We start from the raw sequence: 19447 nt of genomic DNA, 5'->3' as shown, positions 1-19447 counted from the left end.
GGTGCTAGGCCGCTGTCAGGTGACCAGCAGGTCTAGCTGGCGGTCATCTGCGCCGCCACCGCGCGGTCGGCTCACGGGCAGGTAGACCTGGGGATTCGGAACCATGCTCGGGGCTATGGTCGCGATCACCGAGGTGATGGTCTTGCAGGTGTACGCGCACTCGACGTTGGGGCATTGCCAGTAACCCTCTCGCGAGAGCAGCGATACCGCGCGGCTGGTGCGGATCTTCATGCGAAATTCGCAATGTGGGCAGATGAGTCTCATGTGCAGGATCTCCCGCACTCACACGAACCACTGGCATCCAGCCCGAACTCGCGCTCGTAAGCTGCCATGCCCCGGAGGAACATCAGGCGGGTAAAGGCCGCTCGGGAGCGGAATTCCGCATCGCCATATCGGTCCGCTTTCGCGACCTCGGCCGGGGTAAGTCGAATGGCCACGGGTACCGTGTCTGGCTGGCGGGGCGCGCGCAGGGCAGGAGGCTTAGTAGGCATACGATATGATTGGGTTTCGTTAGTGTGCGCTAAACATCTTAGTCTCCAATTTGGAGACTCAATTGATAAAAGTCAACCAAAATGGAGACTCTCGGTGAGCGACTGAAGTCCGAAAGACTTCGTCTCGGGCTGACCCAGACCGCGTTTGGTGAGGCGCTGGGCGTTGCGAAGAACGTGCAGAGCCGGTACGAACGCGGGGATCGGTCGCCTGACCCGCTCTATTTGGCGGCTGTCATCCGAGTCGGCGTCGATGTGCTCTACGTCCTCACCGGCAAGCGACTTCCACAAGACGCCATCTCTCTGGACGCCGCCCGCGTTGCAGCTGGCCAGGCCTACAAGGCCGCTCAGGCTTTGGGCAACGATCTGCCAGTCGAAAAATTCGAGAAGCTGTTTGTCACGCTCTGCGACACCACGGCGGCGAGGGAAGAGGCAAGCGCAACCGGGACATCTGATCCCTCCGTGCAAGGCGTTCACGATCGTGCGCACGCCATTGCAGGTGGCGCTCACAGCGTGCAGGTTGGTGGCGACATCGGCCAAGTCGTCCATGGTGATGTGCGTAGCCCAATCAAAATCAAGATGAGCAAGAAGGGGCGAACCTAGATCGGGCGGTGTGCCGAAGACTCAGCGCTGGATATTGCTAGTACTTGGAAGACGATATTAGCGAATCCCTTACTTTCTGCTCTTCGGATTGTCGTGTCGGCCATCGTCTTTGTTTGTGCCGGCAGTAATGGGTCAAGAAGGCCGGCTTCACTCGGATATTCACGTGGGCTGCAGAGTAGGTAAATGCGCGAGGAGACCGCGCTGCACCATGGAGGAAGAACTTGATGACGGCTGACAAGCCAACGATGAATATGCCAGAGTTACTGATATTCATTAAGTCGCTCGCCACTGGTTTCATCGGCGCTGAGGTTTGCCGCGCTGCCTTTTACCTCGGTGCGAACTTCGCTGATGCGTTGTCGGATGTGCCCCTCTTGGCGACGGTCGGCGGGATGCTGACGGCGCTGCTGTTATGCCTGATCTATGCCGTGAAGCGGGGCGCGCACAGTGCCGCTGCCCGAATTGTCCGTAGCTTGCGACTTGATTTACTCATTGCGATCGGCATCGGGATCTGGACGAACGAGTTGGTCTCGCCTTGGTTGGCTAAGCTTCACGTGGCTCTTAAGAGTTCGGATCCCCATTGGGCGCCAGCGGTCCTTCTCCTACTCTGCGCAGTATTGTTGTCGCCTCTCGTACAAAAGTACTTGCCAAGACGCAAGAGACCGACTTCACAGCAGTACTTCATTGTCGACGAGGAAATCGGGCATGAAGATGACGATCTGCTTGCCAGCAAGGCGCAAGCCAAGTCGTTTGCTGACACTGTTCTTGCGAGCGGTGCTCACCCAGGGCTCGTCTTTGGAATCGATGGGCCATGGGGAGTCGGCAAGACAAGCTTCATTAATTTGGCTGAGCGATATTGGAAGGAAGAGGACGATGGGCCCATTGTCTGTCGATTCGAACCCCTTCGGTACGCATCAGAGCCAGACCTTGCGGATCGATTGATCCGCGACTTGTCCGCCGCGATTCAACGAGAAGTTTTTGCTCCGGAGTTTCGACCGGCCGCGTCGCGGTATTCGAGGTTAGTAAAAGGAAAAGCCGACATTTCATTTCTTGGATTCAAACTTTCGCTAGAGCCGTCGCAGGAAACCGTTGACGATCTTCTCGATGCCATCGACGAGGTTCTAATCCGTATCGACCGGCGCGTCATCATCGTTATTGACGATCTTGATCGTTTGGAGCCAAAGACTGTGAACAATGTTTTGTTCGCAACGCGGCGGACGTTCAAGCTTTCGCAGGCCACCTATATCCTTTGCTACGACACGGAGGTACTTGCGGGAGGTCAGGAGGAGGGATCGAGGGCACGCGATTTCCTCGAAAAGTTTGTGACAGCCAAACTGAGCCTTTTCGTGGACAGTTCAGACATTCGAAACTTCTTGCGGAAGAACTGGGAACGCGCAGACGATCAACTGGGCTCGATACCTTCCGATACGATGATGAAGCTCGGCTCAGTGCTCAACGAGTTGGCAAATGTTCTCGACGGGGCTCTGGCGGCGAAGTACTTGCCTCTTGTCGGCGACCTGCGGAAGGTGAAGCGATTTGTCAACGCTATGCTGCTCATGCAGATCGAGAAGAGCGACTTAGGTCGGACGGACTTTAACAAGTGCGACCTCATCAACCTCATGCTCTTGCATCTGAACTATCCTGGGCTATTTAGGCGGATCTATGCCGAAGAGACGGAGGGGCGGGGCGGCGTATTTTCTGTGCGTCGCGAGCACGGCGAGCCAAACTTTCAAAACTCCGAAGAGTTCCTGGCGCTAGTCGCCGAGCAAAGGGGGGCGGCGGCGTTCTTGTTAACGCAGCTTTTCGATGTTAGAAGCTTGGATTTGGGGGATCCGAGCGAACTTGATGAGGCAGTTCTGACGTCCCGTGCGTGTTTCAACGATGACCACGCCAGGAATCTGGAGGGCTACCTCAAACTCATCGTGCGGTTCGCAACGCCAGAACCGCAGGCGACATTTGTTCTTTATCAGGACGCCGTGGAAAAAGTCCGGAACGGGGCGTCTATAGCTTTGATGCTAACGTCGCAGAACTTTCAGACGGAACGCTGGGAGTATGCGCATGACCAGTTCTGGAGGGTGCTGGTTAATCAGTCTCATGGCTTCACTCGGGATGTCGCTGAAGATGCCATTAACACGCTCGTCGACTATCTGCCTCGCTACCCGGCGATTGCAAAGGATGATCGCGGATTGCGGTCGCGGTCGATCTACTCCCTGTTGAGGCTCTTGGATCGAGCTGGCTGGGGACGTACAGAAGGTCGTCGCCTTCCGAATACCCCGGAGAACATCATAGAGATCGCATGGCGGATCTTCGGCGAACAGTCCCATGAAGGTCTAATCCAACGCCTTGCCAGTGCCGATCGCGGCGTCCTCGGCTGGAACGATCTCATGCTGTTCAGGCTCCAATGTTCCGCGGATCGTCAAGGGCAGCTCCACAATCTTCATTCAGCCCTCATTCTGCATCAGGACAAGAATGCGGCGACAGCCGGTTCAGTTCGTGATCTCGCATTGATGGGCATGAGAAGACTGTCCCAGGAGGTCTTCGCACTGTTCAAACGGACTTACATTGATCCGCGGCGTAACTTTTTCGCAGAGGTCGATGATGCACCAATTGAAGCGTTTCTCGGCGAAGAGTCGACTCAACGCGGTCAACAGTCCTTAATAGACGATGAATCGGGACAAGGGACTCCTTCGCTTACTCAGCGTGTTTCCTCGGAGCGCTCTGCGGTCAAGTCTTTCGTTATATACCAGCTGAGCAATACATTCCCGCCAACGGGGTCGGGTGTTGGTTGTGGGCACTACGACGAGTCTGCGGCCGAGGATCGTGGCGGCATATCGAGACAGATGAACAAGTACGCGTTTGGTGTCTGCTTCAACCCCGATATCGACGAAGACAACATCTTCCTCTTCTTGGACCACTGTCTGTCGCATCTAAGTAACGCTTTCTTTTCGGACGGAGATGAAAGGGGCTTCGTCGCCACCAAAACCGGGCTTCCTGGAGGCTTTGACCCAAGGGAGATGGGACGGTATTGGAGTCGGTATGGGGAGCGTATTCGCCAGCGAGCCTTGCATGCGCAGGAGCGCATCGTGACGACCAACAACTACAGGGTCTCCTACGGCGAAGATCTGGGTGGCGTCTTCAAGGTACTCGACGAATTGGTCGACGAAGCAAAGACTTGAGGTGAAGTCCAAAAAGTTTAGGCGAACCCGTTGCCGCGTAAGCTCAAATGGGGTTTACCGCCTTCACAGACGGTAAAAGTTTCTTAATATCTGATCTAAGTAATTTTCATCCAGATTAGGATTACTGCGATTTCCTTCTTCTACCCCTTCCTCTAGGTTCGGAATGCCCTGCGATTTACAACCCCGCAGGGCTTCCATCAACCGCCCAGCTTTGCGGGCATTCCAAGAGGTCAAGGTATGAAGAAGGCATTCCAATGGATCGGCATCCTCGCCGCCGTGCTCATCGTGATCGGGATCCTCTCTGGCAAGGACGAGCCGACCGCGTCGGAGTCGGCGGTGGCTGCCACGCCCGCTGCGCCGCCCGAGCCGCCGCAGAAGGTATCGGCGAGCGGCCTGCTCAAGACGTACAAGGACAACGAGATCGCCGCCAATGAGAAATACAAAGGCAAGCGGCTGATCGTCAGCGCCCGCATCGGCAGCATTGAGGCGGGAATGGGCGACGAGCCCTACCTCGTCCTGAACGCGGGGGGCGAGTACGAGTTCAGCAAACCGCAGGCGCATCTCGCAGAGGACCAGCACGGCGCTACGGCATCGCTGAAGAAGGGCCAGGCCGTGACGCTGGAGTGCATCGGCAACAGCGAGATCGCCGGCACCCCATGCTCAAGGATTGCCGCGTTCAGTCGTCCTGATTGGGGCTGGCGTTGGGCTGTGCCCATGATGCGCTGACTTGCCCTGCGCCTTCATTGATGCGAGTGAATATGAAGACTCACGAAGCAGCCGTGGAGGGGGATGCAGGGCAAGTTGTGGCCGGCAACTCGGTACACAAAGAGGCGAATGCCCAAAGCCATCTGAGCAATGTCATCACGATCAACAATAACGAAGCCTTGACTCCCGTACGGACCATTATCGGAATGCGCAGCAACCAGTTCGGCGCGGCATCAGAGCATGACCATTGTGCCGGGTGCGCCGCGATTGCCGTCGCGCTGGAGCGCATGCGCACGGGCATGGGGCTGCTGGCGCTGGGCCTTGTTTGCGTGATGGCCGTGACCGGGTATGCCATCTTCTCCGGGCCGCTGGCGCCGGCTGCGACGGGCGCTCCGCCGGTCTGCCAGCATGGCGGCAAGGCGTATTCGCTGGGAAGTGTCGTGCGGATGTCGGACTACGGCATCTATGAGTGTTCCGTGTCCGCCGATGGAGGCCGGGCGGTCCGATGGGCTCCTGTAATGAATCCGGCCGCCAGCGGCAGGCTGCAATAGGGCTGGGCGGAGAAGTGGATTAGGCAACGCTGATGGCGCAGGCCGACGACGCCCGGAACTGTCGACTATTTTTGCTAAGCTCACGGCGATAAGGCAAAAAAGAAGAAAGGAGGTTGAATGGCGAGTCACAGAAAATTTACGCAGCAGCAGTCGCAGCCATCCCACCAAGCGCCGCTGAGCGGACCCACGGACCTGTTCATAAGCGCGCTTCCGCCGCTTATAAGAGCGGCCAAGGTGCTTATGTCCCCGGACCCGCTCAAGGCCGCTGGGCAAGAGAATCATTCGTGGTATAGCATTTTTGCTGCGTTTGGCTTGGCTATGACGTTCGCCATGCTAGCGATAATGTCCAGCGATGGTGCACCTTTTGTAGACCCGTGGACTTCGTTCTGGATGTACAAACTTAAGTTCAACGTCCAGCCTTCGTACAATTGGGAGGTTCTGCTCCGCTGTGCGGCATGCGTGATTGGTGCATGTACCATCAGCTATCTGGTTAGCTTGTTTTCGGGGATGCAATTAAAAGACGAGCCCAGAGAGACGCGGCAGCGAGCAGTGAGACTGGCTGGCTATGCGGCACTTTGCACCGCCTACACGTATGCAGTCACGTTGTTGTTGATTTGCGCATTGGGATGGCTGTTATATTTATTTAAGATGCCAATTTTCATCTTTGGATGGATGATGGCATCGACAATTATTGTCGTTCCTTTCACTGCTTGGAGAATGGCGAAGATTCTCGAGCGTACGTCATTGCGTCGAAAATCACGCATTCTGTTTTCGCTATCAATCAGCACAGCCACCATTACGAGTTGTTTGGCTGGTGCGATTTTCGCGATGGATAGCTTGGAAGCGGGACCACTTAAATACGGTCGCGCCGTAAACGTTGCCCGCAATATGCCCATCCCGGTGGTTGTTCAAGCCTGTGCTAAAACGTCAACAAATATCGTATGCGCCGTCACACTGTTTCCGGGAAAGTGGCAAGGCTATGAGATCATTGGTGACTGGAAGCTGGAAGGTGCGCCTAAGCCTACCGATGGTCATCCAGTTCGTCTCAGTTGGCATCCGGGCAAGGAATCGGATCGCCAATTTGCACTTGTCACGGTAGAGGCGGGTAAGGATGTCACTATCGAGCTCCACATCGCAGCCTCATCTGTCTGCAAACCGGATGGTACATTCATCGCCCAAGATGATCGTTTCTTCGCGGCTCAAGGGCGAGTGCTGGGTGAGCAGCACGACGCGCCCAAACAGATGCGCCTGCGAATCGACAATACGGAGTTGGGTTTTGTCGGAATGATGGAACAGGCCTGTCTTTCAGAAGGCTTCGCATAGCGCTTGCCGGGGCTGGGCCGAAGCGCGAAGGCGAGCCTTTGCCGCCTTGTGATACTCAGGCTCCAGCTCGCAGCCGATCCACCGGTGCCCCGCGTCCAGAGCCGCCACGAGGAACGTGCCCGAACCCGCGAACGGATCGCACACCACGCTACCGGGCGGCACCAGGCGGACGACTTCCCGCGCGAGGCCCAGGGGCTTCTCCGTCATGTGGCGCTTCGGACGAGGCAGGCGCTCCGGGAAGACCCCGGGGAGGTGAACCTTATGCCCCGCCGGAACCGCGCCTTTGGTGGCCCACACCATGAACTCGGCCTGCTGCGAGAAGCCTCCCATACGGGGCCGGGAGCCGCCTGACATCTTGTCCCACACCGCAATGCTGCGCCAGATGAAGCCGGCGCCCTGGATGGCGTCCGTGAGACTCGGCAGCTGCCGCCAGTCGGTGAAGCAGACAAGATGCCCGGCATCCTTGGTCGCGCGGAACGCCTCGCCCAGCCAGCTCAGGCACCAGAAGGTCCAGGAGCGCTGATCCTTGTTGTCGTGGTTGAACTCGGGGTAGACGGTCTTCACGTCGCTGCCGATGTACTTCTGGCCAGGCGCCTGGGCTCTTGTGCTGGCATGGAGGCCGCCAGATGAATAGGGCGGATCCGTGAAGAACAGGTCGACGGACTTGTCGGGCAGGCCGCGCAGCACGTCGAGGGCATTGCTACGGTATAGGCAGTTGAATTTAGGCGGGCGAGCGGCGGATATCTTCATGAATGGAATCTCCAGTACACGAAGCTCGCCGGCTCTCTGGTGCGGGGCGCTCGGCCCTCAGTTGGTTCATCGTGCCGCAGCGTGGGCACTTGATGGCAAGGCAGACGTACTCGCCCATGCCGAGCTTGCGGTTGCAGCTACCGCAGCGGATCTCCTGCATCTCTGTGTTTCCCAGTGGCGTGCTAGGATGCCTGCGCCTCGCGAGGTGGCGCGGACCTGGCCGGACTGGCAGGCTGCTACTGCTGGAACGGGGCGTGGCTGGTGCTCGAACACCGGCCACGTCGCCGCGTCTTTTTCTTCCCGCGCCGGTCGGTGGCCGGCGCGCTCACACACATGATGCCGCCGGCGCATCCGATGCACACGGCAGGCATGTTGTTCCTGTCGTTGCCACAACAGACAGTCAGGTCGCTTCAGCTCCACTGTCGTCCATCTCCGCCAGCTTGACCTCCAGCTCCAGCGCGGTCGTATAGCCTTGATCCGACATGTTGTGGGTCACCTTCGCGATGGTCCACCGCGAACCGTCAATCTGTGGCTTCCAGCCCCGTACGACCACAGGCAGTTCCGGAAACAGGTCAGGGCGGCCACGGGCAAGTGTGATGCTGAACGAGGCTGCGCCACGTTGGATTCGCTGCCACTCCGCGCGTGCTGCTCTCTCGGCGTTTCCCTTTGACGCATAGGTGTGCCGAAGCACCTTCACGTTGTCCGGGTTCGGATTGGCGATGACTTTGGACGCCGCTTTCTCCTTGCCCTTTTTCTTCTGCCCCGGCACCGGCTCCGCTACCACGGTGGCTGTGTTCGATGCGTCGATCACCACCTCGCCCTTGGCCGCGCGGCGCGCGTCCTGGTAGTACGCCTTCACCCCGTTGTAATTCTCTCTATCCGCCACAAGGAAGCTGTGGGTGTCGCCGCTGGCGCGCGTGATCTCGACTGTGGGTAGCGGGACGCCGGACGCGCTTTGCGCCGCCCCGGTCTTGATGAACAGGAGCTTTCCCTGCTTGACGGTGGCGATGGCGTCGTGATCCCTGGCGAGGCGCGTGAGGAAGTTTGCGTCCGACTCGCCGGTCTGGTCGATGTGATCGATGACCAGGCTGGCCAGCGCGGACGCCACGACGGCCGCAAGGCCGTTTCGGGAGGCGATGGCGCCGACGATGGCGCCTATGGTCTGGTCGCGGTAGGACCGCTCCTTGCGGGTCGTCATGCCCCCGGTCAGGTCGACACTGCGCGCTCGGATGGTGAGGCGGTCCGGCGGGCCGGAGTGCTCAAGTTCGTCCACCTTGAACTGGCCCTTGTCGAGCACGCCTGTGTCCTGCCAGCCGATCCCCAGCGAAAGCGTGGCGCCCTTCTCGGGCAGGGCGAGCATGCCGTCCGCGTCGTCCAGCTCGATGTCCAGCTGGTCGGCCTCGAAGCCGCGATTGTCGGTCAGGGTCAACGAGATCAGCCGGCCCTCAAAGCGGCCAGTAATGTCGGTCGCGCCCTGCATGAGGCGATACACAGGCACCGCTGCGGTGCCGACCACGGCATCGGGGAGGGTAGGCAGGTCCATGATCGTCAGAGGCTGGAGAGCACGCTGGTGGCGGCGGCTAGGACGGCGTCGCCGAAGAGTTGCTCCAACTGGCCATCCACGCGGGTGAGCTTCAGCGAGAACTCGATGCGCCGGGCCTTGCCATCCTGGAAGAAGAGGGTACGGGTGACGGACAAGGAGTCGATCTCGAACATGCCGTAGTAGCGGCCAGACCCTTCGATCAGGACGTAGGCGAGGCCCGTATTGCCCATCTGCCGGAGCGCCTCGATGGTGTTGTCGCCCCCGCTCAGTTCGGGCAGTAGCACGCCTGAGAGCGTGACCGTTTCTTCATCGAGGCCGGTGAACTGCCGGGATGGCCGGCGCCCGACCCGATTGTTCGACGGGTGGCGCCACCCGATCTGGTGCTGGAACTCCTGATAGGGCGCAGTCTCCAGGGCGAAGACGAACAGCCCGAGGGCCATCATCATGGTCAGTCCTTGTCCGTCAGGCGGGAGCGCGCGCGGGCACGTCTCTGGCCCTCGAGGCGCTGCAGCTCGGCGGCTACCATGCGGGCGATTGTCTGCTCGTTGGTGCCCGCCGGTGGGTGGATGTTGATGATCACGGGCGCCGACGCGGTAGGCGCTGCGCCGGCGGACGCAGGGGAGGGCGCCGCGATGGGCGGGCGGTTGTCAACGCGTACGGCGCCGGCCTGGGCCGTGCCGAGCGCGATCCCGGCTCCGATTCCAGCCATGGCCCTAGCTACCTTCGACATGACATCGAGCGGCCCGCCCTGATTCTCCGAAAGCCCTTGCTCCAGCCCCGCCATGGTGAAGCCGCCGAGCCGCGCGAACACGCGGCTGGGTGAGCGGATGCCGAGCTTGTCCTTGAACCACGTCCCGATGCCGTCCGCGATCTCTCCAACACGGTCCTTGAGCGCCTTCCACCGCGCTTCAATGCCGGCCAGCAGGCCATTGATCATTTCTCGACCAGCGGTGGCCAGCGAGTCCTTCACCCCGACAAACCAGTCAGCGACCCCCTTGGCTTTGGCCTTGATCCAGTCCCATGCCTGGCTCGCCCGGTCCTTGATGCCTTGCCACAGCTCCGAGAAGAACGCCTTGATCGGCTCCCAATACTTGATGAGCAGGAACGCGCCTAGCGCAATCGCCGTGATGGCGAGACCGATCGGATTCATCAGGAACGCGCGGCCCACGAAGACAAACACCTTCCTCAGGAAGCTGAGAGCCTTGACGAGTCTCGTCACGAAGCCGGCGCCACCGCCAAACTTGATGCCGAGCAGCGAGAGGCCGTGCCGGACGATGACCAGAGGGCCGAACACAGCGGCCAGCGCCAGCGTCAGGCCACCCAGCACCGTCAGCAGCACCCCCACGGCGGCGGCGCCCTTGATCAGCCAGCCGACCAGCGCCGGGTTGGCCTTGGCGAACGCGTCGAAGCGGCTGATCAGCCCGCTGATTGAGTCCATCAGGCCGACGACGGTCGAACGCAGCACTTCACCGCCGGCGCTGCTGGAGTTGAACACCTGGTTCTGCAGGCGTTGCCAGCGGGCAGAAACGGTCTCCTGCCGCGCGGAGAACTCGCGTGCCATCGATCCTTCCGCCTTCGAGCCGTTGGCCAGCGCGAGCTGGCGGCGAAGCTCATCAGGCTTGTCCACCAGCTTCGCCAGCGTGTCAGAGTGCTCCATGCCGGTCAGCTCGACCATCACCCCGATGCGCTTGTCTTTCGGCAGCGTGCGGATGGCCTCGATGACCTTGAAGATGGTGCCCGTGGCATCGGCGGCCATACCCTTCTGGATCTCGGCCGTGGAGAGGCCGATCTCCTCGACTGCGGCGTGGAACTTTTTCGTGCCTTTCTCGGCCGCCGCAAACTTCTGCGTGATGGCATTGATGGCCGTGCCGGCCGTCTCGGTGCGCTCGCCGAGGGTCAGCAGTGTTGATGCCAGCGCCGCCGCGTCCTTCGCTGGCATGGCCATTCCGGACACGACGCCGGATATGCGGTTCAGGACGTTGATGATGTCGGCGCCCTTGCTGATGGCGTTGTCATCGAGATAGTTGACCGCATCTGCCAACCCCATGATGGCGGTGGTCGGTATCCGGAAGTTTTTGGAGACCTTGCCCATGCTCTCGGCGATCTCGTCGGGCACTGCGTCAAACGCAGTGGCCATCATGGCGACGGTGCGGGTGTACGCAATCAACTCGTTGCGGGGCACTTCCATCCGCGCCCCGGCCGTGACCATTTCCGCGATCCGCGCGGTCGGGATCGGCAGTTCTTCGCCAAGCCGCCTGATCTGCCGAGCCATGTCGTAGTAGACGGCCGTCAACTTGCCGCTGGGGTCGCGCGCACCGTCTACCTGCCGCGCGATGCCCAACATGGCATCTTCGAAGGTGACGTAATCCTTGACCGCCTTGGCAATGGGCGTCATCACGATGCCGCCAGCGGCCATGGTGGAGGCGCCGGCGTTGAGCATGGCATTGCGCGCCGCCATGCCCTTTTGATACTGCGACTGTGCAGCCGCGAGTTGCCGGTGCCTGTCGCCCACCGCCTTGAGCTGCGCCTGCTGGTGGGAGAGTGCCTGGGATGCGGAGGCGATCTGTCCGCGAAGGGTGCGCTGCGCCTGGCCCAGATTCGTGGTGCTGATGCCTGCGGCGTCCAGCCGGCCGCGCACCGCCACGAGGTGCTGCTGGAGGTCCTTTCCGCGTTGCTTGATCTGTTGCGCTTCCTGCGCCGCCGTCTGAAAGGCGCGGGACATCGCGGCGGTGGGCTTGTCCGTCGCCGCAATCTGCTGAGCCAGCGCCTTCACCCGCGCCTGGGCGGAGCGCAGGCGGTTCTCCGTGATGGCGGCATCCTTCGACAGCTTTCTGAAGCCGTCGATGTTCGCCTGCGCCCGGTTCAGTTCCTTGAGCTGGTCACGCGTCGCCTTGACGGTCCTGGCCAGTTGGGTACTGCTGCCGGTGATGGCCCGGAATGGGCGCGTCACCCGGTCGACGGCCTGCAGCAGCACCTCCAGCCGGAGGTTACGAGGCGTGCTCATTCATCGGCTCCGCTGCGTTCGATGGCGCGTTCGCGCCATTCCATTAGTTCGCTGAGCCCCATGGCGAACAGTTGCTCAGGGGGCCAGTGGAAGATCACTGCAATGTCGGCGATTGCGTCTTCGACTCGGTTGGGAAGTCGTCCATTTTCGCCGACCTCGGCAGCAAAAAATTGCTCACCGCCGTGCCAAGCTGCGTGAGGTCGGCGGGGTCCAGGCGGCTGACGTCGTGCTGCGTCAGCGTAGGGGTGGTGATGCGGGGCAGGACGGCGTGGAGCGCCAACACGTCCATGCGCATCAGGTCGACCAGGCTGCAACCGCGCAGTTCGCCCGCACCGGGCTTGCGTACCTGAATCTTGGCGATGATCTGCTCGCCGCGCTTGAAGGGATGATCGAGATCGACGTCAATCGTAGTGGGTTGGGTCATGGCGTTGGATTTAGGCGTTGCGGTTGGAATTCTTCTTACAGGCCCATCGCGCGGCGCTGTTCGGCCAGGCGATCGACCCCGAAGATGATCTCGATGAAGTTGACGTGGTCGATCTCGCACCACACCTCGCCGTTGACGGAGAGCTTGTAGTACGAGATGGCGGACTTCACCTTGAACTGGCTGTTGTCGCCGACCTTGGCGTTGCCCAGGTCCAGCTCGGTGTGACGGCCGCGCACGACGACTTCAACGGCGTCCACCTCGGCGGTGTCGTCACGCTGGTAGGCGCCTGCGAAGCGCAACAGCACACCGTCGACAATGGTGATGCCCCACGCCTTGAAGATCTCGCGCATGAGGCCGCCGTAGGTGGCTTCCAGCTCCATCTTCTCGGCGCCGAGGTCGATCTCGACCGGGCCGTTCATGCCGCCTGCGCGGTACTCTTCGAGCTTGCGCGTCAGCTTCGGTAGCGTGAACTCTTCCGTCTGGCCCACGTAGCTCACGCCATCGTGGAAGACGTTGTAGTTCTTGAGTTTGCGTGGCAATGCCATGGTGATTCCCTTTCAGGTAGCGGCAGCAGGCGCTTACGCGATGACGGCCTGCGCGAATTGCATGAGGTAGCGGTCGGTGATGCGTTGGCGGAGCTGCAGGTTCTCCAGCGGCGGTACCGGCGTGTAGTCGTAGTCGAGCGCGAGGCCACCGGACTTGAGCGTGTCCTTGGTGTTGACGTGCGGATCGATCCACGCCTCGCCGCCGAGCAGGTAGCCGTTGCGCTTCAGGGTGCGCATCTTGCCGTTGATGCCTTCGAGGAGGTCGCGGACCAGGGAGGGCGTCATGGGCAGATCCATCGCCCAGGCATGGGCGTCCGCCATCGTGTCCGCCAGCACCTGCGCGGTGCGCGTGTAGTTCTCGAAGGCAAACAGGGGATCCGCACTGCAGGTGCGGGAGCCCCAGAAGCGGAAGCCCTGAAAGTTGACCAGCGTGGTCACTTCGTTTTGGTTCAGATAGCCGGCGTCGGTGTTCGGATCCTGCAGATCCCAGAAGACGTCCTTTGACAGGCCGGTGACGCCATTGACGGCTACGTTGGAAAGGGTCTTGTGCCAGCCGACCTCGTTGTCCAGCTTGGCACGCAGCCCGAGTGCGCGGGCGGTAGCCCAGAGGGTGGATTCAGCATGTGTGACGGTGTTCCAGCCGACGAAGTCCGGCCAGATCGTCATCAGCTCACGCTGCCCAAAGTTGTCGCGGTAGGCGACGGCTTCTTCCTTGGTCTCGCAGCCGAAGGCGGACACATACGCAAACGCGCGCAGCTTCTGCGCCACGCTGGCCAGCTCGGTGGCCACCGCCAGGCTGTCCAGCCCCGGAACGCCCAGAATGCGTGGCGTGACGCTGAGCCTGTTCTTGGCCGACAGCAGGGCCTTCATGCCGGTGAAGCGCCCATGGTCATCGGTGCCGCCAATCAGGTTGCTGATGGACTCGGCGTCGGTTGCACCTTTGGCAACGCGCACGACCACGCTGAGCGGGTTCGCCTGATCGGTGATGGCGTCGAGCGCCGGCGCCAGCGTACCCGTGTCGCCGGCCTTGCCAAGGCTTGCCATCGGGTTCGTCAGCAGAACCGGTGTGTTGAGGGGAAAGACCTTGGCATCGGCATCATCCGCAATGCAGACGATGCCGGGCACGGCCGTTTCGATGGTGCGTATGGGTCGCGTGCCTTCGTTGATCTCAACGACGCGTACCCCATGGTGATAGTCAGATGGCATGCAGTCCTCCGGGAGTGGGCCAGACGATGGTGGAGTCGTCCCGGTAGGATGCTGCGCACGCGCGAAGCTGTCGCCTCCGCAGTGTTGTATGCCGGTGCGGCACAACAAGCCGCACCGGCGCGCGTGGTGCTAGGCTGCTCCCTCCTGTGTCAGGGGGCTGTCGGATGGCACGGTTGCCATGGCCTGCGCCCGCTCGCGTTCCGCCTGTGCGGCTCCGGCCTCCGCTTGTTGTTGGGCCAAGCGTTGTTGTGCTTGCATGCGTCGCTCCTGCTCGACGATTGCCACAATCTCAGTTTCATTCGGCTCCGGCGGCCATTCAGCGCGCGCAGGAAAGTCAGACGAATTCACCACTCGCACCAGGTCCATTTGATACGTTGCCCAGGCCCGAAACAGGGCAGCCTGCTGTTCGTCGAGTAGACCGGCAGCAAACGCGTCGGCCATGCCGTGGTTCATCTGCCGAGCGAGATCCATTCGCTGATCGAATTCCGACATGGCCGCTTGGCGAAGCGTACGGGTAACGGCTTCGGGATCCAGCGTCCATTCGCCGTTATCCCAACGATGATCGTTCGACGGGCGGGGCTGCACGGTGAGGCCCGCTTCCTCCAGCGTCACGCCTGCGAACAGGATCTCCGCCGCTTGTCCGTTGTCGCATCGATGCAGGATCTTCCCTCGATAGTCCGGCTTCAACACCCAGGAATCGTTCAAGAAGAAGGGCCAGGTGTTCGCCGTCCGTTCTGGCAGGGGAAGGGCGGTCGTGAACGAAGGCTGGAGCCATTGGCCGTCACGAAGTGGATCTGCGTCGGCCAGGCAGCTCGCGATGTACTGGCCGGTCAAGTTGTCGTAGGAATGGATGAGCATGTGCTTGGACTCCGTTAAAAGGCGCGAATGAACGCGCCGACTGCCACATTTCGTACGCGGACCTCGGTTCCCCCCGCGTTTTGGATGGTGACCGTGTGGTGATGACTTCCGCCATACCCGATGCCGATGTGATGGCTATGGGTTCCGGCGCCCTCGGTGTTGAACTCGTGCATGTGGTTTCCTGCAAAGCCGCTCATCACAGAATCAGTGCCGCCAGCATCCCGGTAGCTCCATCGGCCCACGGGCTGTACAGATATGCCACCGCCCACCCCGTGATTGTGGTTGCCTGCAGCGTGTGTCCATCCGTGGTGTCCGTGCCACCCCTGAGCATCGGTCCACGCGCTATGTGAATGGTCAGGTGCAGCCGAGGCGGATGCGACGTGGGTGTGCGACATGTTCTGGCTGGCCTGCCAACTCCCGACGGTGCGGGACTGGTCTACGCCGCGTCCCGCATCCCACATGCGCAGATGCTCGCCGCGAAAATCGGGAATGCGGAAGGTGGTCTCGTCATCCCCGGTGGAGAATGCACCGTGCGAACCGTCGGTCCAGTCCGCGTCAGAGACAACGGCTCCTGAGGCTATGGCGTAGGCCCAAAGCTCCGGGTAATCGGCTCGAGTCAGGAGCACGCCATTGAGCTTGAGGTAGCCGGCGCGGACCGTGGTCCGGGTCTCCAGGACGATGCGCCCGATCTCGGTTCTGGTGGCACTCGCAACGGCCGCCGTGACAAACGCGGTGGTGGCAAGGCGGGCGGTGCTGTCACCGGGCGCGGGTGTCGGCGCGGTCGGAGCCCCGATGAATGACGGCGATGCCAGAGGTGCGAAGTAGTCTGCGCCGGCACGTTTGAACCTGAGTGGCGTCGTGCTTACGGTAACGGGGACGAGGCTGGTCAGTTGCCAAAGGGACTCGCAGTTAAGCGCACCTTCGTCCACAGGCACCAGCATCCCGGACCGTACCTTCTCGTCCGCATCCGCATCTGGGGCTCGCGTCCAGTTCCCTTCGGCGGCGAGGTAAATGCCGTTGTCACCCTCAACCAGCTGGTTCTTTACCAGTATCCGATCACCCTCGACAAGTTGAACGTCGTCGACAATCTGCAGGCCCGACAGGGTCACGAGGTTATCCACGGTAGCGACCCGGGTGGCAGCTTTGCAAGCGCCACGCAGTGCCGCCTGGGAGACCGACCGGTCCACGTGATCCCGCGTAGCGAGCACGATGGACGGATCGACCTTCAGATCTACCCTGACGTCTCCGGTAACGATGATGACAAGACGAATCACCTGGGTACGCCCCGCGCCTTCGGCGAGCCGCGGCTTGTACGTCTCAGGCACGTTGCTGTAATAGCAGAGCACGCCGCTGTCGTCATAGAGGCCGGCTTCGCGGATCCACCAGCCACCCTCGTCAGCTGGAATCACCTGTTCTGCGATGAACTGGCCAGGGTTCGCCGGATCGGGTGCCAGCGAGTTGAGATCCGCGCGGCGCTTCTCGTTGGCAAGCTCGGTGCGTTCGCGATTCGGCACGGGCAGGGCACCGTTGCCGTCGCCGACCCCCATCTGCGAAAGTCTGAACGGAATGCCAAGGGCTTGGGCATTGGCAATCCTTGCCTCGCCTGCGGCGGTGGGTAGGAGGAAGTATTTCTGCGTCATGGATCTAGTGGTGCAACAGTGACGGTGTCGATGATGTGGAAGGCCCCCGCATGGCGCAGGCTGCCAGCTGCCGTAATCACATCCGGCGCGAAGGGGTAGACGGTGAGGACGTCGCCGAGCAGGGGCGCGCCAGCAAGGCGCACGGCGCCGCGAACTTCGACGTTGATGGCAAGCCCGGTGAGATGACGAGAGAGCGGCTTGGCGCCGTCGATCAGCTGCTCCAGTTCCTCGTAGGTATCCTCGGTGATACCTTTGTCGAGGACGCCGATATCAAGGGCGAACGTGCCGCGCGGTCCCGGTGGCTCCATGTCGTACCAAGGCAAGACGCGAATCAGATAGCCCATCGGTTCGATGGCACGTCGTATGGCTCCCACGGTGCCTTTATGCTGATGCACGAAGAAGGACGAATCGACGACAGCGCGCTTCGTCGCATCTGGCCACGTCGGTTCCCACCGGTCTACGGACCGTGCCCATCCAAGGAACGGCAGCACGCTGTCGGGGCAAGCCTTCGCATCGCCGATATCACGAATGGGTATGGGTATGTCATCGATCGCTGCGCCGGTTGCGGCAAGATTGCGCTCGATGGCCGAGGCATTGGGAGGCAGGAGATCACTCACGTGCGCCTCCATCGATTACGCTCACGCCAGTGCAGTAGCCGGCCTGCGTGGCATCGAGCGCCAAGTCCTCTGCGGGAAGGCGGATCTCGACGCGGGAAACCCCTTCGGAAAACAGCGCGTTGTTGATGGCCGAACGGTCGATATCGCGCCCGAGGCGGCGGCTCTCTCGTCGGTACGCATCGACGCGCCTTCTGGCCTCCGCGAGAACGAGTTCACGCTCGGGGCCGGCGGTGCGGGTATAGACCGTCGCATCGATCGCGTAGGGCATGATCCGGGCGGATTGAATGGTCACACGGTCGGCAAGCGGCCGCACGTCCTCGTCGCTCAATGCGGCCGCAACGTTGTCGAGGACCTCCTGGCCGACACTTCCGTCGCCCTCGTTGCCGAGCACGGTGATCACCACCTCGCAGGGCGCAGGGCTGATGGCGCTGACGTCGGCGATGCGCCCATCCGCGCTGCGCGCGTGGAACTTGTACCCCTCGCGCGGTCCAGCGGTCGACAATCCTTCGAACGCGAGCTGCGTGCGCTCCCTCAGCGCATCGTCGTCCTCCATGACGGCAGGGGCGGGCGGATTCTTCGTGTCGTCCGCCGGCCTGACGACCAGGCGCTTCACGTTGTAGTTCGCCGCGACGTGCTCCAGGTCTTTGCCTTTCGCATAGGCAAGCATGCGCGCGCGGGCGGCGTCATTGATGCGCTGGCGCAGCACGGTCTCGCGGTACGCATTCTCCTGAATCAGCTTCACGATGGGCTCTGATTCCAGCTGCAGCGTTCTTGCCACTTCGGCCCGCTGGGTCACAGGGAAGAAGGAAACGAAGCGCGCCATGCGCTCGGCGACGATGGTCTCGTAGTCGAGCGTCTCGACCACGTCTGGAACGGCCAAGAGCGTCAGATCGATGGGTGTCGTCATTGCCTGGCCTCCCGTACGGGAATGGAGAGGGTGCCGAGCGGGCCACGCCGGGCGCCATCGATCCGATCCGCGTCCAGATCTATGGTCAGCGCCCCATCGCCATCGACAGAAAATGACGCGGCATTCACCTGCACGCGAGGCTCCCACTTCACGATGGCGGCTACGGACGCCGACATGACGCGCAGCCGCGTGACGGGATTCAGGGGTTGGTCGATGAGCATTGGCACTTCGGAGCCGTAGGTGCGCCGCATGACGCGCGAGCCCACCGGCGTATTGAGGATGTCACGGATGGATTGACGGATATGCGCCAGATCGGTGATGGCCCGGCCAGATGCACTGTTGAGGCCCAGGTAGGTCATCGGGTGCCCTCCGTCCAGTCGCCGCCGCGCCGGACGTTGCCGTGGCCGTGGTCGTCCAACACCACGCCGTTGGAGGAGAGCCGGCCACCGTTGTGGTTGAAGTCTCCCGAGATCGCGTTGCCGTTGTCGCCGCCTCGGCCGGCGATGCCGTTCTGGTAGGAGAGCAGCCCCTTCACGGTCACGTTGCCGTCGAACGTGGTGTCGGGGCACTTCACCAGGACGCTGGTAGCGGCCTCGACGATGACCTTCCGGATGCCCGCCACCGACAGCGTGCCGGTGGCGTGGTTGTAGGTAGTCGTTGCACCGTCGGCGTACAGCGTCACGGTTACGTCGGCGCTGTGGCTGGGGGTGTCGTTGCTGTCGGAAGGAATGCCGCAGAGCACGACGCCGTTGCGCAGATCGCCGCTCGGGCAGAACAGGAGGACTTGTTCACCCGTGGTTGGGGGACTCCACGTGCGAGTGCCGCCGGCGCGGCGCTCGGCCCACGGCAGCCAGTCGGTGGTGATGCCGCCGGTCCGCACGCGTACGCGCGGCGGCTTGCCGTGCTGGATCTCGGTCACGGTGCCGAGGCGCAGCAGGTTTTCGATTAGGCGGAGGATTTCTGCGGAGTGCATGACCGACAGCGTGTCGTATGCGCGCAAGGTCGTCACCCGGGAACTGTTGTGTTTACGACGAGCACAACGCTCCGCCAGCCGGCGCCAAGATGAGCGGGGGCATTCCGCGCCTCCAGAATTCGAGCCAGCTCCTATCC

21 protein-coding genes are annotated in these 19447 nt (G+C 61.6%); 5 read left to right on the top strand and 16 right to left on the bottom strand.

The genetic code is table 11. The features are described 5' to 3' along the window. Window positions 1–15: 15 nt before the first annotated feature. Window positions 16–264 (bottom strand): ogr/Delta-like zinc finger family protein, encoded by a 249-nt coding sequence (locus tag AB4Z27_RS10095; RefSeq protein ID WP_441644402.1) that lies wholly within the window; start codon window positions 262–264, stop codon window positions 16–18. A 308-nt stretch (window positions 265–572) separates the two neighbouring features. Here AB4Z27_RS10095 and AB4Z27_RS10090 point away from each other — a divergent pair, with 308 nt between their 5' ends. From AB4Z27_RS10090 to AB4Z27_RS10070, 5 genes are all read left to right on the top strand, one after another. Beyond that, a complete protein-coding gene (locus AB4Z27_RS10090; protein WP_441644401.1) occupies window positions 573–1091 on the top strand; it encodes a helix-turn-helix domain-containing protein in 519 nt (172 codons plus the stop codon). 224 nt (window positions 1092–1315) lie between these two features. After that, window positions 1316–4264, top strand: coding sequence for a KAP family NTPase (locus AB4Z27_RS10085; protein WP_441644400.1), 2949 nt, complete (start codon window positions 1316–1318; stop codon window positions 4262–4264). A gap of 237 nt (window positions 4265–4501) precedes the next feature. Beyond that, window positions 4502–4990: an OB-fold protein gene (locus tag AB4Z27_RS10080; protein WP_441644399.1), complete on the top strand. Its 489-nt coding sequence runs from the start codon at window positions 4502–4504 to the stop codon at window positions 4988–4990. A 32-nt stretch (window positions 4991–5022) separates the two neighbouring features. Beyond that, window positions 5023–5520 carry a hypothetical protein gene (locus AB4Z27_RS10075; RefSeq protein ID WP_441644398.1) on the top strand — a complete coding sequence of 166 codons (498 nt, stop codon included), beginning with the start codon at window positions 5023–5025 and terminating at the stop codon, window positions 5518–5520. Window positions 5521–5637: 117 nt separating this feature from the next. Further along, complete coding sequence (locus tag AB4Z27_RS10070; RefSeq protein WP_441644397.1) at window positions 5638–6843, top strand: hypothetical protein; 1206 nt, start codon at window positions 5638–5640, stop codon at window positions 6841–6843. Here AB4Z27_RS10070 and AB4Z27_RS10065 read toward each other — a convergent pair. The 15 genes from AB4Z27_RS10065 to AB4Z27_RS09995 all read right to left on the bottom strand — a co-directional run bounded on the left by AB4Z27_RS10065 (window position 6826) and on the right by AB4Z27_RS09995 (window position 19310). After that, a complete protein-coding gene (locus AB4Z27_RS10065) occupies window positions 6826–7593 on the bottom strand; it encodes a DNA-methyltransferase (protein WP_441644396.1) in 768 nt (255 codons plus the stop codon). The genes AB4Z27_RS10070 and AB4Z27_RS10065 overlap by 18 nt on opposite strands. Next, complete coding sequence (locus tag AB4Z27_RS10060; RefSeq protein WP_441644395.1) at window positions 7565–7753, bottom strand: Com family DNA-binding transcriptional regulator; 189 nt, start codon at window positions 7751–7753, stop codon at window positions 7565–7567. Before AB4Z27_RS10060 ends, AB4Z27_RS10065 begins: the two co-directional genes overlap by 29 nt. Before the next feature lie 240 nt (window positions 7754–7993). Then, window positions 7994–9136 carry a phage late control D family protein gene (locus tag AB4Z27_RS10055; RefSeq protein ID WP_441644394.1) on the bottom strand — a complete coding sequence of 381 codons (1143 nt, stop codon included), beginning with the start codon at window positions 9134–9136 and terminating at the stop codon, window positions 7994–7996. Window positions 9137–9141: 5 nt separating this feature from the next. Next, entirely contained in the window at window positions 9142–9582 is a 441-nt protein-coding gene (locus AB4Z27_RS10050) for a phage tail protein (RefSeq protein WP_441644393.1), read from the bottom strand. A gap of 2 nt (window positions 9583–9584) precedes the next feature. Beyond that, complete coding sequence (locus AB4Z27_RS10045) at window positions 9585–12140, bottom strand: phage tail tape measure protein (RefSeq protein WP_441644392.1); 2556 nt, start codon at window positions 12138–12140, stop codon at window positions 9585–9587. Next, on the bottom strand, window positions 12137–12253 hold the full coding sequence (locus tag AB4Z27_RS10040) for a GpE family phage tail protein (RefSeq protein ID WP_441644448.1): 117 nt from the start codon (window positions 12251–12253) through the stop codon (window positions 12137–12139). Before AB4Z27_RS10040 ends, AB4Z27_RS10045 begins: the two co-directional genes overlap by 4 nt. Continuing rightward, window positions 12235–12564, bottom strand: a complete 330-nt coding sequence (locus AB4Z27_RS10035) for a phage tail assembly protein (RefSeq protein WP_441644391.1) — start codon at window positions 12562–12564, stop codon at window positions 12235–12237. Before AB4Z27_RS10035 ends, AB4Z27_RS10040 begins: the two co-directional genes overlap by 19 nt. A 35-nt stretch (window positions 12565–12599) precedes the next feature. Beyond that, entirely contained in the window at window positions 12600–13109 is a 510-nt protein-coding gene (locus AB4Z27_RS10030; protein ID WP_441644390.1) for a phage major tail tube protein, read from the bottom strand. Window positions 13110–13142: 33 nt separating this feature from the next. After that, window positions 13143–14315: a phage tail sheath protein gene (locus AB4Z27_RS10025; protein ID WP_441644389.1), complete on the bottom strand. Its 1173-nt coding sequence runs from the start codon at window positions 14313–14315 to the stop codon at window positions 13143–13145. 129 nt (window positions 14316–14444) lie between these two features. Continuing rightward, entirely contained in the window at window positions 14445–15173 is a 729-nt protein-coding gene (locus AB4Z27_RS10020; protein WP_441644388.1) for a tail fiber assembly protein, read from the bottom strand. A 14-nt stretch (window positions 15174–15187) separates the two neighbouring features. Then, window positions 15188–16813, bottom strand: coding sequence for a phage tail-collar fiber domain-containing protein (locus AB4Z27_RS10015; protein WP_441644387.1), 1626 nt, complete (start codon window positions 16811–16813; stop codon window positions 15188–15190). After that, entirely contained in the window at window positions 16810–17430 is a 621-nt protein-coding gene (locus AB4Z27_RS10010) for a phage tail protein I (protein WP_441644386.1), read from the bottom strand. The genes AB4Z27_RS10015 and AB4Z27_RS10010 overlap by 4 nt, the downstream gene beginning before the upstream one ends. Further along, window positions 17423–18337, bottom strand: a complete 915-nt coding sequence (locus tag AB4Z27_RS10005) for a baseplate J/gp47 family protein (RefSeq protein WP_441644385.1) — start codon at window positions 18335–18337, stop codon at window positions 17423–17425. Before AB4Z27_RS10005 ends, AB4Z27_RS10010 begins: the two co-directional genes overlap by 8 nt. Continuing rightward, window positions 18334–18696 carry a GPW/gp25 family protein gene (locus AB4Z27_RS10000; protein WP_441644384.1) on the bottom strand — a complete coding sequence of 121 codons (363 nt, stop codon included), beginning with the start codon at window positions 18694–18696 and terminating at the stop codon, window positions 18334–18336. Before AB4Z27_RS10000 ends, AB4Z27_RS10005 begins: the two co-directional genes overlap by 4 nt. Beyond that, the gene (locus tag AB4Z27_RS09995; RefSeq protein ID WP_441644383.1) at window positions 18693–19310 is read right to left on the bottom strand and encodes a phage baseplate assembly protein V; all 618 of its coding nucleotides are present in this window, start codon (window positions 19308–19310) and stop codon (window positions 18693–18695) included. Before AB4Z27_RS09995 ends, AB4Z27_RS10000 begins: the two co-directional genes overlap by 4 nt. Between the last annotated feature and the right edge of the window lie 137 nt (window positions 19311–19447).

Origin of the sequence: Cupriavidus sp. KB_39 (genome assembly GCF_052114485.1) — a bacterium.
GTDB lineage: Bacteria > Pseudomonadota > Gammaproteobacteria > Burkholderiales > Burkholderiaceae > Cupriavidus.
This window is presented reverse-complemented; position numbering and strand designations above follow the sequence as displayed.

Coding starts and splice junctions, on each gene's coding strand:
- AB4Z27_RS10095 (WP_441644402.1), bottom strand. CDS start 264: ATGAGACTCATCTGCCCACATTGCGAATTTCGCATGAAGATCCGCACC.
- AB4Z27_RS10090 (WP_441644401.1), top strand. CDS start 573: ATGGAGACTCTCGGTGAGCGACTGAAGTCCGAAAGACTTCGTCTCGGG.
- AB4Z27_RS10085 (WP_441644400.1), top strand. CDS start 1,316: ATGACGGCTGACAAGCCAACGATGAATATGCCAGAGTTACTGATATTC.
- AB4Z27_RS10080 (WP_441644399.1), top strand. CDS start 4,502: ATGAAGAAGGCATTCCAATGGATCGGCATCCTCGCCGCCGTGCTCATC.
- AB4Z27_RS10075 (WP_441644398.1), top strand. CDS start 5,023: ATGAAGACTCACGAAGCAGCCGTGGAGGGGGATGCAGGGCAAGTTGTG.
- AB4Z27_RS10070 (WP_441644397.1), top strand. CDS start 5,638: ATGGCGAGTCACAGAAAATTTACGCAGCAGCAGTCGCAGCCATCCCAC.
- AB4Z27_RS10065 (WP_441644396.1), bottom strand. CDS start 7,593: ATGAAGATATCCGCCGCTCGCCCGCCTAAATTCAACTGCCTATACCGT.
- AB4Z27_RS10060 (WP_441644395.1), bottom strand. CDS start 7,753: ATGCAGGAGATCCGCTGCGGTAGCTGCAACCGCAAGCTCGGCATGGGC.
- AB4Z27_RS10055 (WP_441644394.1), bottom strand. CDS start 9,136: ATGGACCTGCCTACCCTCCCCGATGCCGTGGTCGGCACCGCAGCGGTG.
- AB4Z27_RS10050 (WP_441644393.1), bottom strand. CDS start 9,582: ATGATGATGGCCCTCGGGCTGTTCGTCTTCGCCCTGGAGACTGCGCCC.
- AB4Z27_RS10045 (WP_441644392.1), bottom strand. CDS start 12,140: ATGAGCACGCCTCGTAACCTCCGGCTGGAGGTGCTGCTGCAGGCCGTC.
- AB4Z27_RS10035 (WP_441644391.1), bottom strand. CDS start 12,564: ATGACCCAACCCACTACGATTGACGTCGATCTCGATCATCCCTTCAAG.
- AB4Z27_RS10030 (WP_441644390.1), bottom strand. CDS start 13,109: ATGGCATTGCCACGCAAACTCAAGAACTACAACGTCTTCCACGATGGC.
- AB4Z27_RS10025 (WP_441644389.1), bottom strand. CDS start 14,315: ATGCCATCTGACTATCACCATGGGGTACGCGTCGTTGAGATCAACGAA.
- AB4Z27_RS10020 (WP_441644388.1), bottom strand. CDS start 15,173: ATGCTCATCCATTCCTACGACAACTTGACCGGCCAGTACATCGCGAGC.
- AB4Z27_RS10015 (WP_441644387.1), bottom strand. CDS start 16,813: ATGACGCAGAAATACTTCCTCCTACCCACCGCCGCAGGCGAGGCAAGG.
- AB4Z27_RS10005 (WP_441644385.1), bottom strand. CDS start 18,337: ATGACGACACCCATCGATCTGACGCTCTTGGCCGTTCCAGACGTGGTC.
- AB4Z27_RS10000 (WP_441644384.1), bottom strand. CDS start 18,696: ATGACCTACCTGGGCCTCAACAGTGCATCTGGCCGGGCCATCACCGAT.
- AB4Z27_RS09995 (WP_441644383.1), bottom strand. CDS start 19,310: ATGCACTCCGCAGAAATCCTCCGCCTAATCGAAAACCTGCTGCGCCTC.